General features: G+C 41.9%; 11 protein-coding genes. 4 read left to right on the top strand and 7 right to left on the bottom strand.

Annotated features, from left to right (window positions below; translation table 11 throughout):
* The first annotated feature begins 307 nt into the window (after positions 1-307).
* Together lon and SNE25_RS10460 are read left to right on the top strand one after the other, a co-directional pair.
* Complete coding sequence (gene lon, locus SNE25_RS10465; protein ID WP_321565044.1) at positions 308-2782, top strand: endopeptidase La; 2475 nt, start codon at positions 308-310, stop codon at positions 2780-2782.
* 119 nt (positions 2783-2901) lie between these two features.
* Positions 2902-3861 (top strand): lipid A deacylase LpxR family protein, encoded by a 960-nt coding sequence (locus tag SNE25_RS10460; RefSeq protein ID WP_321565043.1) that lies wholly within the window; start codon positions 2902-2904, stop codon positions 3859-3861.
* Positions 3862-3888: 27 nt separating this feature from the next.
* Here the strand turns inward: SNE25_RS10460 and arfB are convergent, their stop codons facing one another.
* Positions 3889-4296, bottom strand: coding sequence for an alternative ribosome rescue aminoacyl-tRNA hydrolase ArfB (arfB, locus tag SNE25_RS10455; protein WP_321565042.1), 408 nt, complete (start codon positions 4294-4296; stop codon positions 3889-3891).
* Between the two features lie 166 nt (positions 4297-4462).
* Between arfB and cmk the strand changes: the two genes are divergently transcribed.
* The gene (gene cmk, locus SNE25_RS10450) at positions 4463-5137 is read left to right on the top strand and encodes a (d)CMP kinase (RefSeq protein WP_321565041.1); all 675 of its coding nucleotides are present in this window, start codon (positions 4463-4465) and stop codon (positions 5135-5137) included.
* A gap of 27 nt (positions 5138-5164) precedes the next feature.
* Here the strand turns inward: cmk and SNE25_RS10445 are convergent, their stop codons facing one another.
* The 3 genes from SNE25_RS10445 to SNE25_RS10435 all read right to left on the bottom strand — a co-directional run bounded on the left by SNE25_RS10445 (position 5165) and on the right by SNE25_RS10435 (position 8070).
* Positions 5165-5797 (bottom strand): hypothetical protein, encoded by a 633-nt coding sequence (locus SNE25_RS10445; RefSeq protein ID WP_321565040.1) that lies wholly within the window; start codon positions 5795-5797, stop codon positions 5165-5167.
* Positions 5798-5896: 99 nt separating this feature from the next.
* Positions 5897-6349 carry a deoxycytidylate deaminase gene (locus tag SNE25_RS10440; protein ID WP_321565039.1) on the bottom strand — a complete coding sequence of 151 codons (453 nt, stop codon included), beginning with the start codon at positions 6347-6349 and terminating at the stop codon, positions 5897-5899.
* Between the two features lie 89 nt (positions 6350-6438).
* A complete protein-coding gene (locus tag SNE25_RS10435) occupies positions 6439-8070 on the bottom strand; it encodes an MFS transporter (protein ID WP_321565038.1) in 1632 nt (543 codons plus the stop codon).
* A gap of 171 nt (positions 8071-8241) precedes the next feature.
* Here SNE25_RS10435 and SNE25_RS10430 point away from each other — a divergent pair, with 171 nt between their 5' ends.
* Entirely contained in the window at positions 8242-8898 is a 657-nt protein-coding gene (locus SNE25_RS10430) for a LysE family translocator (RefSeq protein ID WP_321565037.1), read from the top strand.
* A 122-nt stretch (positions 8899-9020) separates the two neighbouring features.
* Here the strand turns inward: SNE25_RS10430 and SNE25_RS10425 are convergent, their stop codons facing one another.
* The 3 genes from SNE25_RS10425 to SNE25_RS10415 all read right to left on the bottom strand — a co-directional run bounded on the left by SNE25_RS10425 (position 9021) and on the right by SNE25_RS10415 (position 14643).
* Positions 9021-10319: an IS110 family RNA-guided transposase gene (locus SNE25_RS10425; RefSeq protein WP_321564469.1), complete on the bottom strand. Its 1299-nt coding sequence runs from the start codon at positions 10317-10319 to the stop codon at positions 9021-9023.
* Between the two features lie 309 nt (positions 10320-10628).
* Positions 10629-12536 carry an amidophosphoribosyltransferase gene (locus SNE25_RS10420; RefSeq protein ID WP_321565036.1) on the bottom strand — a complete coding sequence of 636 codons (1908 nt, stop codon included), beginning with the start codon at positions 12534-12536 and terminating at the stop codon, positions 10629-10631.
* 130 nt (positions 12537-12666) lie between these two features.
* A complete protein-coding gene (locus tag SNE25_RS10415) occupies positions 12667-14643 on the bottom strand; it encodes an amidohydrolase family protein (protein ID WP_321565035.1) in 1977 nt (658 codons plus the stop codon).
* Positions 14644-14689: the final 46 nt, after the last annotated feature.

Below are 14689 nucleotides of genomic sequence, written 5' to 3'. Positions count from 1 at the left end.
ATGCCAAACAATGTTTTTATAAAAAAAATATTGTTTTTCGTAAATTTCAGGGTACTATAGTATGACTTTTTTTCATCTTTATCAATAAATTATTTTTTATTTAAAAACATGCTGACTAATTGCAATACCCATATAGTCAAACTATTGCACTGCCAAATTGCTTGTTAAAAATTATTAGCATAACTTGGCACAGCTCTTGAAACATAGTACTGAAAAGGTATTTACTACAATTTTACCTTTATTTAATAGCCTCGCAATTGCTGAGGCTGACAACATGACGGTTTTTTCTATACATAAAACATAATTAATGACTTTTGATCCATTTGATTTCAAAAATGCTTTACCGGTTATAAACGAAGATTCTGAGTTTTTTCCGCTTATGTCAACCGAAGACGAAGAGGAAATGAACAACGAGGAGGTGCCCGAGGTATTGTCTATATTGCCGTTGCGTAATACAGTTCTATTTCCGGGGGTAGTAATACCAATAACCGTTGGCAGAGATAAATCAATTAAGCTTATTCGCGACGCCAACAAAGGCAGTCGCATTATTGGGGTGGTTTCGCAACAGGATGTGGGGATTGAAGACCCTAATTTTGACCAACTGAATAAAGTTGGAACCATAGCGCTCATCATAAAAATGCTGCAAATGCCCGATGGTAATACTACCGTTATCATCCAAGGGAAAAAACGTTTCTTTTTAAAGGAAGAAGTACAAAGTGAGCCTTACATAAAGGCCACTATTGAACCTTTTAAAGAAATTAAGGCAAAAGAAGACAAAGAATTTAAGGCCATGGTATCATCCATAAAGGATATGGCCATGAACATTATACAGCTATCACCAAATATCCCCAGCGAAGCAGGTATAGCTATCCGCAATATTGAAAGCACTTCGTTTTTGATAAATTTCATATCATCAAACATGAACGCCGATATGACTGCCAAGCAGCATTTGCTGGAGGTAGCCAACCTGCGTGAAAGGGCCAACCTGGTGCTGGAGCACCTTACGCTTGATTTGCAGATGCTGGAGCTTAAAAATCAGATTCAAACCAAAGTACGGGTTGATCTTGATAAACAGCAAAGAGACTACTTTTTAAATCAGCAGTTAAAAACCATACAGGAGGAACTTGGCGGCAGTTCGCCCGATCTGGAGATTGAAAACCTACGCCAGCGGGCACTGAAAAAGAAATGGGCTAAAGAAGTAAAAGAACATTTTGCCAAAGAGCTTGAAAAGCTGGCCCGCACCAACCCTGCGGCGGCGGACTATTCGGTGCAGATAAATTATCTCGAATTATTGCTCGACCTGCCCTGGAATGAATTTACCAAAGACAATTTTGACCTTAAGCGCGCACAAAAAGTGCTTGATAAAGACCATTTTGGTTTAGACAAAGTAAAACAACGCATTATTGAATACCTGGCTGTGCTTAAATTAAAGCATGATATGAAAGCCCCTATACTTTGTTTAGTGGGCCCTCCGGGAGTTGGCAAAACATCTTTAGGCAAATCAATAGCTAAAGCGCTCGGCCGCAAATATGTACGTATGGCCCTGGGTGGTATCCGCGATGAGGCCGAAATACGCGGCCATCGCAAAACCTATATTGGCGCAATGCCCGGCCGTATCATACAATCGGTAAAAAAGGCAGGCGCCGCCAACCCGGTATTTATATTAGACGAAATTGACAAAGTAGGTAATGACTTCAGGGGCGATCCATCATCCGCCTTGCTGGAAGTGCTTGACCCTGAACAAAACAGCACTTTTTATGATCATTATGTAGAGATGGATTTCGACCTGTCGAACGTGATGTTCATCGCAACCGCCAATTCACTGAGCAGTATACAACCTGCCCTGCTGGACAGGATGGAGATAATTGAAGTGAACGGCTATACCATTGAAGAAAAAATTGAGATAGCCAAACAGCACTTGTTACCAAAACAACGCGAAGCTCATGGCCTCAAATTAAAAGATGTAAGCCTTAAAACCGACGTACTTGAAAAGGTTATAGTTGACTATACCCGTGAATCGGGTGTACGCTCGCTGGAGAAAAAAATAGGTTCAGTAGTTCGCGGAGTGGCTAAAAACATAGCCATGGAAGAGGAATACAACCCATCGGTAAACAAAAAGGATATTGAAAAAATACTGGGAGCCCCTATATTTGATAAGGACCTTTATGAAGGCAATGATGTTGCTGGTGTTGTGACAGGCCTGGCCTGGACATCAGTTGGCGGCGATATCCTGTTCATTGAAGCCAGTTTAAGCCCCGGTAAGGGCCGCTTAACCCTGACCGGCAGCCTCGGTGATGTAATGAAAGAATCAGTAACTATTGCCCTAGCCTATCTGCGTGCACATGCCGTTGATTTTGGCATTAATCCAAAGCTTTTTGATTTGTGGGATGTACATGTGCACGTACCAGCCGGCGCTACACCTAAGGATGGCCCATCGGCAGGTATAACTATGCTTACAGCCCTAACATCTGCCTTTACGCAACGTAAGGTGAAACCGAACCTGGCCATGACCGGCGAGATCACCTTGCGTGGACGCGTTTTAGCAGTTGGCGGCATTAAAGAAAAAATACTGGCTGCAAAACGTGCCAATATCAAGGAAATTATTTTATGCAAATCAAACCAAAAGGATATCCTGGAAATTAAGGAAGACTATATCAGGGACCTTAAATTTCATTATGTAAGTGATATGCGCGAGGTTATCAATCTTGCCCTTTTAAATGAAAAAGTAACCAACCCGCTTGATCTTACCGTCAAAGAAGAAGAAAAAGCGGTCTTAAATTAAAAAAACGGGGGATTTAAAGTAAAATTTAGTCCCCTGTTTTTTTTGTGCACATTTTGTGCACTTACAAATCAGCTCAATTTTTTTATATTAGGCGCACATATATAATATTTAATCACCTAATGTTTAATAAACTATTCCTTACACTATTATGCCTGTTTGGTACTATCACATTATTTGCTCAAACGCGCAGTCACGAATTTGCTATACAATCAGACAATGATTCTTTCCTGGGCCAGGGTTCTGACAGGTATTATACCAACGGAATCTTCTTTTATTTACGCAAGGGCTTAAAAATCAATGAAACCGAAAACAACCTGCAAAATAAGGTATTGGGTTTTGAGATAGGACAAAAAATGTACAACGCCCAATCGGGCTATGTACCCGATCCTACCTATATTGACAGGCCTTTTGCCGCCTATTCATATATAGGTTCAACGCTTAACCTGTTGTATAAAAATGAAAGTAATATTAAATTAAGCGCGCAGTTAGGTATTGTAGGTCCGGCTGCGGGCGGTGAGCCTGTGCAAAAGCTTATTCATAATACTTTTGGGTTTTATCATTTAAATGGCTGGCAATACCAGGTAAGGAACAATGTACAACTTAACCTTGGTGCCGAATATAACAAACTGCTGGCCCGTGCATCATGGGTTGATATAAGCTTTACTTCGTATGCCAATCTGGGCAATGGTTTTACAGGCGCCGGGCTGGGACCACTTGTGCGTTTAGGTATTTTTAACCAGCTATTTAATTCGGTAAGTACACAAAGCACCGTATCTGATGCTGACCAAACTGGAAACCTGCATACTCACGAATTGTTCTTTTATTACAAACCGCAGGCCAATGGCGTGCTTTATGATGCCACTATACAAGGGAGCCTGCTTAACAAAACCCCTGATCCAAACCATCTGGAGGTAACCCTAACTAAAAAACCATTTGTATTTAGTCAGCAGGTGGGTATAGGTGTTTCTACCAATCGTTTTACGTTTGACATTGCCGCCATATTCCACACCCGCGAAGTAGAAAAAATGCTAAGGTCACATCAGTGGGGCAGCCTGACGGGTGCATATAAGTTTAAATAACAGGGGTGCGGATGGCATAGCTGTTATTTAATCAAACGCAGCTCTCCGGCTCTCCTTTTTTGCCGACTGTTTCTTTTTATTCTCCAGCCGGGCTGCTTTAGCAGCTTTACTTACTTTGGTGGGCTTGCGTACCTTTGGCTTTAGCAGCGCCCGGGTTAACAGGATTATCAGCCTGTCTATGGCTTTTTCTTTATTGAGATACTGACTGCGTTCCTCATCACAAATTACCTGAACAAAACCATCCTTATTTAACCGGTTCTGTAGTTTATTTGCCAGCAGCAGCTTCTCTTCTTCGGCAAATAATCCCGAAGTATCTATATTAAATAAAAGTTCAACCTTGCTCGATACCTTATTTACATTTTGACCGCCTTTGCCACCGCTGCGCGATGTTTTATAAGTAACTTCCTTTTGAAGATCAGATTTTATAAGGTTCATTCTTCAAAAGTAATAATTTTGGTTGACCCGGTGAGTGATAGATTGAACACAGCAGCAACGAATAATTCAGCAATCACTCTGCCTAAGTAGCTCAGCTGTAACTGCCCTAATCAACTCAAATATCAATAACTAACCATTCACATATTTTTGTATTTTAGACACGTCTATGAATAAGAACATTGTAGTGGCAATTGATGGCTATTCATCATGCGGTAAAAGCACACTGGCCAAAGCTTTAGCTAAAAAACTTCATTTTATATATGTAGACAGCGGCGCCATGTACCGGGCTGTTGCGCTCTACTTTTTACGCAACAGTATTGACGTGCACAACCATGAGCAAATTGCCGAAGCATTGAAAAACATCCACCTCAATTTTCACTCCCGTGATTACCAGACGCACATTACCCTAAATGGCGAAGAAGTATCTGACGAGATACGTTTGATGCCCGTGTCTGAAAAGGTAAGTGAAGTATCTGCCATTCGGGAGGTTCGTAAGGAAATGGTAAAACAGCAGCAACGTATGGGCGACTCCAAAAATATAGTGATGGATGGCCGCGATATTGGCACAACGGTTTTTCCTAATGCCTCGCTTAAAATATTCATGACCGCCGACCCAAAGGTACGGGCAGAACGCCGTTATAAAGAGATCTTCGATAAAAACCCTGACATTACGTTAGAAGAGGTATTTGAGAACATTGCACATCGCGATTATCAGGATACCACACGGGAAGAAAGTCCGCTTGTAAGGGCCGAGGATGCCATAATATTGGATAACACCAATCTTACCCCCGAGCAGCAACTTGAGTTTGCGCTGGAAAAGATAAAACCATTTATGACCTAAGATAAGCGGATTGAGGGCTTGGCCTTATTATTTTGCGATAAGACCTTTATTAACCATATCATCAATAATAGCTTTGCTAAAATCAGAAGACAATGCCGCGGCCGACCCAGGGTCAAAAGATCTTACCTGGGCCGAATATTGGAGCTCGTTCTTATCTGCATCATAAAAATTAGCTTCCAGCTCGTAGCTGGTTGACGTGGTATAATACCCTGGTGTATAAACGCGATCATACAAAACACGATAATTTCTTGTCCAGCGGCTACGCACAATGGCGTAAGGTGTGCGGCTGATCCTGCCGGGGGTATAGCTTTGTTCCTTATTCTTATCAAGTAATGCCAGGATTATTATCCCGTCAAATCCATCGTCCTTCACCAATTTAGTAGCTTCCTCATCGCTCATATTTTGGAATGTACGCGGACCATATTTGCTGCTGGCCGTTTCGGCATTAATATTATACTCATTAATTTTTTTAGCAACCGCATTTTCAACACTTTCCCTTATTTCACGATCTTTGGCGCCTGTTAAGCCAATAACCAATACCTTTTTATATTGGTGAGCTGTGGCTCCCGGCAATGACCATGATGAAACGAGTCTGGTGCTGCTGCATGAAATTGTGAAAAAGCTACAAATAGCAAAAATGAAAATCAGGCACTTTTTCATATCAGATCAAATATTTATTATAAAAATAAATAAATATTTGATAATAAATACAAACTCTGTTTTTAAGAAATTATTAATAATGATTAAGCGGACAGATTATCACCCTATGAATTTTTCTGCCTTAACGCCAAAGTGATTTAAAAAATCAACCCCTTCGTCGCTTGCAAGGCCTTTATACTCGGCGTATGATTTATCAAAATAAACATGTGTAATGCCTGCAGAAAATATGAGCCTTGCACAAGGTAAGCAAGGCGACAGGGTGGTGTACAATGTAGCGCCTTCCAGCCGCGCTCCGTTCTTTACTGCATATAATATGGCATTCTCTTCGGCATGCAGTGCCAGTGAGCAGCTGCCTTTAGAATCGCGCGGGCAACCTGTGGCAGGCCATTCCTCGTCGCAATTGTGGGTATGCGCCGGTGGTCCGTTATAACCTATAGAAATGATACGGGTATCGCGCACCAGCACGGCCCCTACCTGTGCCTTAACGCAGTGTGAACGCTTAGCCAGGTCAGTGGCCAGGTTCATAAATATGTTATCGAAACTTGGTTTCATAAATAAGTGGTTACCTCATTAATGGCATTGGGTCATTACTTCATTTAAAAATGACCTAATGACCCAATGATCAAATGACTTGCAAAATATTAATGTCCGCCTTGTACTTCAACATGGTCAAGGTCAATACCCTGGCTGCGCAGTTCGCGGCTTACTTTCCAGGCAAAGTATGCGAGGTATGCAAACCCTAATACCGGAACAATGTACGAGAAGTGGATACCGCTCATACCTTTTACCAGATCGTTGCTGCCATCGGCTATTTTACCTTGTAGTGGTGGTATTATAGAACCGCCCAGGATCATCATAATTAAAAATGCCGAACCCTGGCTGGTATATTTACCCAAACCGGTAATAGCTAATGAAAATATAGATGGCCACATAATAGAGCAGCATAAACCGCCGCTAATGAAAGCGAAAGTGGCTACTATACCTGTTGTAAATAAACCTATCAGCATAAAGGCAACACCCAATAAACCCAATACCGATAAGGTACGGGTTGGCTTTTGCTGACCGATAAAGAATGCTACAATAAGCACCGCCACACATATAGCATAAGTGTAAAGATTGCTTACGTTTACACCCGTTACGGCGTTTACAAGCAATACTAAACCAAATGCAACAAACGGAACAATGATATATAAAATGTATTTAGTTGTTTTAGCAAGATCAAAAGCGCCGATAGAACCTGCAAAACGACCAATCATTAAACTACCCCAGTACAGGGAGATGTACGGCGCGATATCCGATTCATTGAACGAACCAAACTCCGGTGTTTTTAATAAAGAACCCATATTACTTTGAATAGTAACCTCGGTACCTACATAAGTAAAAATAGCAATCATACCCAAAATCAACTGCGGGTATTGCATTGCACCCCAGCCTTCCTTGCTGCTTTTTGCAGCGAAAATTGTCCCAACGAGGGTAAATAATATAATAGCCAGAGAGGCATATACAAAATACTGGCTTGGTATACCTATAGCCTTGCTTAACGGATCGGCAGCCAGGATCAACAGGAACGCTATAAAAATGATAAATAAGGGTGTGTTAGCTTTTTTGCTCGATTCAATTTTTTCATCGCTCGTAACTTTTGGCAAGTTAGAGAACCAGAAGAATATAGCTACAGCAATAAATAAGGCTGCCAGCATATAATAAAGGTTATTGATTGACGATATTTTAACCTCGGGCTTAACCTCAGAATTTGCGGTACCGAATAATACCACGCTAACAACAATTGGCCCTAACAAGGCACCTATATTATTAATACTACCGGCAAAATTTAAACGGTTTGAACCTGTCTCTGCAGGCCCCAAGGCTACCACAAAAGGGTTTGCTGCTGTTTGCTGCAAGGAAAAACCAACCGCTATAATGAAGAAAACTGCCAGTATGAAACCAAATGCGCCGCTGGCAACGGCAGGTATCATACCTAATGCGCCAACTGCAGAAATAACCAAACCTAAAATGATACCGTTTTTGTAACCCAGTTTATTCATGATATCAACCTTACTGGCCTGTGAAGCAAAGTACAGTATCAATGAGCCTATAAAATATCCTCCATAAAAGGTAAAATCTATTAATTGAGACTCAAATTGCGTTAAGTGAAAGTGTGTTTTACAAAATGGTATGAAGATACCATTTGATGCAGCTAAGAAGCCCCAGAAGAAAAATACAGTGATCAGCGTATATAGTGCTGAGCTGTAATTTTTTTTTTCGTTTTGTTCCATTTTCTTGATTTGGTTATGCAGTATTATGTTTTGAATCACTAAACATAATCCATTTTTCGTAAATGTTGTTATACTTTTTCAAATTAAATAAATCACAATTTTAAGTTTCGTTGTTTAAGAGATAAAATTGCATATTCGCATGGTTCAAAATATGGAACATAAGCCTTACTAATGATAGAAGCTATTATTTCGGGTATAGGAATTGGATTAGTGTTGACGTTTCTGACCGGCCCGGTCTTTTTCGCTCTTATTAAAACCAGCATTGAGAAAGGCTTCCATGCGGGCGTTGCCCTTGCTCTTGGTGTGGTTTGCAGCGACGTGGTTTTTGTAGGCGCCATACTATTTGGTTCGCAGTATTTTGACATTTCCAATCACGCAAAAACCGTGGCCGGCGTAATCGGCAGTATCATACTATTTAGCGTGGGTGTACGCTACCTGTTTAAAAAGGGCGAAGTTAATTACGAAAATAAAGTACCATCGGGCATTAACCGGGCGGGTTACTTTTTGAAGGGTTTTTTAATGTGCATTTTTAACCCTACCCTTCTTTTTCATTGGATAACAGTTATCGGTACCGCCAGCACCGTATTTCACGAAGGCGTTGCACACCGCTCTTTTAAAATTGCTGTGATGTTTGCCACTGTATTAATTGTTCAATTTGGCATGGATACCACCAAAGCCTTCTACGCCAATAAACTACGTGACAAAATATCGGTTAAGCTGGTACACCGCCTCAACGAAGTTGCCGGCATTGCTCTTATAATAGCTTCCTTAATACTGGTTGATAAGCTGGTTACCCATTTCGTATTTTCGGCACCAGCGATTAATTAGTCCATACAAAGATCATCGTAGTTTTTCCAAATTAAATGTCGTCCTGAGAAACGAAGGATCTATTCTAAGATGTGTAAAGTTCAAAAATAGATTCTTCGCTGCGCTACCCATGACATAATAATTTAAGCAGGCACAAGTTCCATATTTAATTCAAGGGCAAGTCTTTCTAATCGCCTTTGTTTCTGTTCTTTAAGAATGTTCTCATACGAGTGAAGGCCCTTCTCTACAAAGTCGGCGCCTTTTACGATTAAACGCCAGTATTGAGCAGCCAGTTTTCTGGCTGTAGCTTTAATAGCTATCGCGGGGCCTTTTCTACCCCTTAACCTTCTTGCAAATGAACCCCAGCCGATATACTTGCTGTTCAATAATCCATGGGCCATCTGTTTGAATATTTGCCCAACGGTCGGCTTACCCTTGCTTTTACTTTTGTTTTTCTTTCCTGAACGGTCATGCCCCGGCGATAAACCAAGCCAACTGGTGAAATGTTTTTCACTTGGCCATCGGCTAAGATCCGAACCTACCTCTGTGTATAACTGTAACCAGTTGTAATCTGTAATACCCGGGAGTTTGGTCGCGTCTTTACCATCAAATATCTTCAACAAGTGATCCCCCAGATTATCGATATTAGGTTTGTTGTGACGGATCGCTTTGCGTTTCCCGCCGCTTATTCCCGGCGGTAGGCTCTTGTCCCTGTTGATCCGCTGTAAAACACTATCAATCTGACTGTCGCATTCCTGTATCTGACCCTGATAAAAACCATAGCCCTTATAGGCCTGACCCAAGGCAAAAAGCCCCTGGGCTGTATAATGGCCCTGCAAGGCCTTCAATAGTTCTTCTCCTTTATTCTCCCTGATCTTTTTATGGCACAGTGAAAACAACTTAGCAGGATCACGCTCACCCTGCAGTATCGCATCGATCAACGCCATGCCGCTTACTCCATGGACCTGGCTTAATACCTCCGGCAAACGGATATTCATTTCTATCAGTGCCTTCTGCATGTGTTGAACATGCATGGCCGCACTCCGAAGGTGATCCTCCCGAAGACGCTGATAACTACGCAATTCTTTGATATGCCCCTCTGAAACATAACAGCGGTTCAGTAAACCATAGCTATGCAACTGCTGTATCCACTGGCAATCCTTTACATCTGTTTTTCTGCCTGGTAACTGCCGTGTCTGCCGACCGTCAACAAGCCACACATCTAATCCCGCATCCAAAAGAATATCATAAAGCACATACCAGTAAACTCCTGTCGCTTCCATGGCTACCGTACTTACTTTATGCTCCAATAAATAATGCTTAAGTGATTCCAGATCACTGGTGAAAGTTTCAAACGAACGAACCGGCTGACCTTCAAGCCCCACGAATAGCTTACGGGCGCCTATATCTATGCCCGCTGCATGAAAATGCATCTTTTCCATCCTTATATCCTTTTTTAAGAAGCCGTGCCCGAAGGAGTTTAAAGAAAAGACAGGCTACCCATCGGACAAATCACTCTTGTAAGGATCGTACCATACCTTCAGACTCTATACTTCAGAACCATACTCAGCAACAGGCAATAAGCACTATAACTTGATCGGACACACTGCACGGCTCAGCAAAGCTATGTCATTTCTCCTTCAGAGGCCAAGGATTTAATCACTCAGAATGACAACTTAATAACAAAAAAGGTGATGAACCTTGATTCACCACCTTTTATATCCATGTATTACTTATTATTCTGAATAGAATTACATATAGGCCCTTTGGTTTTTACCTTCCATCCAATTTACAAAGGCGCGGTTAACCACCTTGTTTCCACCCGGGGTTGGATAATCACCGCTGAAATACCAGTCGCCGGTATGATCAGGGCAGGCAATATGCAGATTATCTAAAGTCTGGTATAAAACCTCAACTTTACATTTTATATCTTTCGGAGTAATGATCTGTGCTATACGATCTGAGATCTGCTGATCGGTAAACAACGAGTAAATATCTTTTACATAGTTCTCTACTTCTTCTTTTGGAAGTTTGGCGCTATCCTTACATTTCTGGTAAACATCCAGGATGATATCTTCCCTGTCCATTTCTTTCAACAGGCTGATAGCCGCCTCAAAGGCAACAAACTCACCCATACGTGACATGTCGATGCCGTAACAATCCGGATAACGGATCTGCGGAGCCGATGAAACTACCACAACCTTTTTAGGGCCCAGCCTGTCCAGTATTTTCAGGATACTTTGCTTTAATGTAGTACCACGCACAATAGAATCATCAAGCACAACCAGTGTATCGGTGTTCCTTTTAATAAGCCCGTAAGTGGTATCATATACGTGAGCTACCATTTCGCTGCGGTCGGCATCCTGGGTAATAAAAGTACGCAGCTTTACATCCTTAATGGCTATCTTTTCAACACGAGGTGCAAGCTGTAATACTTCTGTTAATTCTTCCTCGCTTATCTTATCCTCACGGTTCAGCAGCTTATCACGCTGGTACTTTTTTACATATTTATGTATGCCTTCTACCATGCCGTAAAATGCTACTTCGGCGGTATTTGGGATATATGAAAATACCGTGTTTTTTATATCATGATCAACCGAGTTCAATATTTGCGGGCAAAGCAGCCTGCCTAATTGCTTGCGTTCACGATATATAGATGCGTCACTTCCCCTTGAAAAATAGATCCGCTCAAACGAGCAGGATTTTTTCTCCAAAGGTTCGCTAAACATATCCTCAGTTATTTTTCCATTCTTTTTAACAATTAAAGCGTGGCCGGGACGTATCTCTTTAATATCTTCAATAGGAACGTTAAAAGCGGTTTGAATAGCGGGGCGCTCAGACGCAGCTACAACTATTTCGTCATTATAATAATAGTATGCTGGCCTGATACCTACCGGGTCGCGCATTACAAATGCGTCGCCGTGACCAATTATACCCGCGATGGTATAACCGCCATCCCAGTTCTTGGCCGATTTACGAAGAATTTTGGCTACGTCCATATCATTGGCTATCAGCTTACTGATCTCCATGTTATCATCCAGTCCTTCGCGTTTGTACTGATCAAACAAGCCCTGATTCTCTGTATCCAGAAAGTGGCCTATTTTCTCAAGAACAGTAATGGTATCGGCTTTTTCTTTAGGATGCTGGCCCAGATCATACAGTTGCTGCAGCAGTTCATCAACATTGGTCATGTTAAAGTTGCCGGCAATAACCAGGTTACGGGTCATCCAGTTGTTTTGCCTCAAAAACGGATGGCAGCTTTCAATGCTATTTTTACCGTGGGTACCGTAACGCAGGTGCCCCAGCAAAACCTCGCCCGTAAAACTTACGTTTTCCTTCAACCATTCGGTATCGGCCAGTTTTTCGGGAGTTTCTTTTTGAATATCAGCAAACTTTTTCTGAATGTATTCAAAAATATCAGCTACGGCATTTGATGCCATTGACCGGTGCCTGCTAATGTACCGCTTGCCAGGCTCAATATCCAGTTTAATGGTAGCAACCCCAGCGCCATCCTGGCCCCGGTTATGTTGTTTTTCCATCAAAAGATAAAGCTTGTTCAGGCCGTACAGAGCTGTTCCGTACTTTTTCTGATAATAAGACAGTGGCTTTAAGAGGCGGATAAATGCCACACCGCATTCATGTTTAATCTGATCGCTCATGATTTGGAATGAGGCTGCAAAGGTATCATTTTATAATGAACTCTTCGTAAAATCAATTGTCATAATATGGTAGTTTGTGGATAAGTTACCGTTATGTTAATTTTTTATACACAAACCTATTTATTCTATCTTAATTTTTAAACCCAACCATCTGATGCAGTTTTATCGGGTCATAAATTATTCCGTCTTTTATCACAAGCGAAACCTTACGAATATCACGAATATCTTTTATCGGGTCACCATCTATAATGATCAGATCGGCCCGCTTGCCGGCTTCAACAGATCCATATTGTTTATCAATCTTCATAACGGTAGCAGGTATAATAGTAGCCGTTTTTAACGCTTGCGCCGGTGTTAACCCCGCGGCCACATACAATTCCAGCTCACGGTCAAGGCTGTAACCGGGGAAACCCATATCTGTACCAGCCACAACAGGCACGCCCACATCATAAAGTTTCTTTACAGCCTGCTGCATACTTTCATACATGATCTTAAATTTAGCGGCACTTTCCGGCTCGCTACCCATGTTTTTAAATAATGTTTGCAAAGGCGTTGGCAGACTGTAAAATGCCGGCTCAAGTTGTGTTATGTCATCCTTTACATTACGAAACGCCAGCTCATAAACACCTATAGTTGGATCAATAACCACGTTGCGCTGTTTAATAAAATCAATAGCGGCCACGCTTTGCGGATCATCAAAATTAACGGAGCGATCGGAATTTTTTTTCATAATGGCATAAACATACTGCATGTGGTTCACCATGTTCATGCCTGAGTCAACGCCCTGCTGTAGGGTCATTCCTTCGGGTATGTGCCCGGTTACAGTGAGGCCAAGGCGATGCGCCTCAACACATATAGCCTTAACAATAGCTGGTTTTGCCGAACTGTATATTTTTATCTGCGCAAAGCCATTCTCCTTATAACGATCAACTGCCTTTATAGCTTCCTCTTTGGTATCAGCCTGTATAATTCCTAAAGCTCGGGTGCCCTTGCCATCAATAATACCAGCCTTTAATATATTGGGGCCAACACCTTTGCCGCTGTCAATTGCATTTTTTATGGCATTAATATAACCAAACTCATTGCCGCAATCTCTAACTGTAGTAACACCGGCAGCCAGGTAGGCAGGCCCCCACTCGGCTTGCTCAAAATGCGAGTGCATGTCCCACAAACCGGGTAAAATAGTTTTGCCTTTAGCACTAATCACTTTTGCGCCTGCCGGAACGGCTACCAAACCTTTTTTACCAATTTTGGTTATGGTACCATTACTGATCAATACAATCGCGTCCGGAATGCTTGTGCCGGTAACCACATCCAACAATGTACCGCCAGTTATAGCAATTACTTCATCTGCTGCACCAGTTTTGGCGGTAGCTTCTGCAAATAATCGCATACCATAAACAGCAGCCTTGCTAATCAGTTCAGGTAATAATGTCTCGTAAGGTTCCCGCGTCATTTCCAGCTTATCCCCTTCGGCATCGTTGGTGATGAGGCATACAAGGTTTCCTTTGCTATCGGTCCATATCAATTCGTTACCCCAAACCAATCCGCTAATAGTAAATCTTTCCAGCGTTATCGGCTTACCATTAAAACTCAACTGATCTGTACCGCCCTTTTTTATTTGCACAGCGCCAAATGGCAGGGTATGAATATTTACCGGTTCACCATGCTTTCTCCAGTACTGAATCAAAGCTTGCTGTACTGTCCCGGGCGAATACCCGGCTACCGGGAAACTTAAAGGCTGTACTTTTTGTGTGTAGGATGAATCATTAACCCTAACCGATACTTCCTTACCGCGTATGGTAACCTTGTCGTCAACCTTTGAAAACCGGGAGGTGCTCCCTTTAATGGTAAGCTCCAATGGGTCGCCAACCGGATTTACCTTTAGCTCTGCCTTTAACGGCACCGGCGAACCTCTGTCAACAAACTTAAAATCGATGGTGTAATGAATCGCGTCTTTATATTTATGCACAACATAGGTTTCTTTACCTATCTGCTGTTCAAACTTGTGCAAAAGAAAAGCACCGCTATCGGCGGGAATATTTGTTTGCGCACCAGCGCTTGAAAACAATACCAGGAAGGCAATAAGGAATACAGACTTTTTCATGGCAGGCTATAGATTTATCATCACATACTACAATGTAAAAAGAAAG

It is taken from the genome of Mucilaginibacter sabulilitoris, from assembly GCF_034262375.1.
GTDB classification, from domain to species: domain Bacteria; phylum Bacteroidota; class Bacteroidia; order Sphingobacteriales; family Sphingobacteriaceae; genus Mucilaginibacter; species Mucilaginibacter sabulilitoris.
The sequence above is the reverse complement of the archived record's forward strand: the minus strand, read 5'-3'. Positions and strand labels throughout refer to the sequence as shown.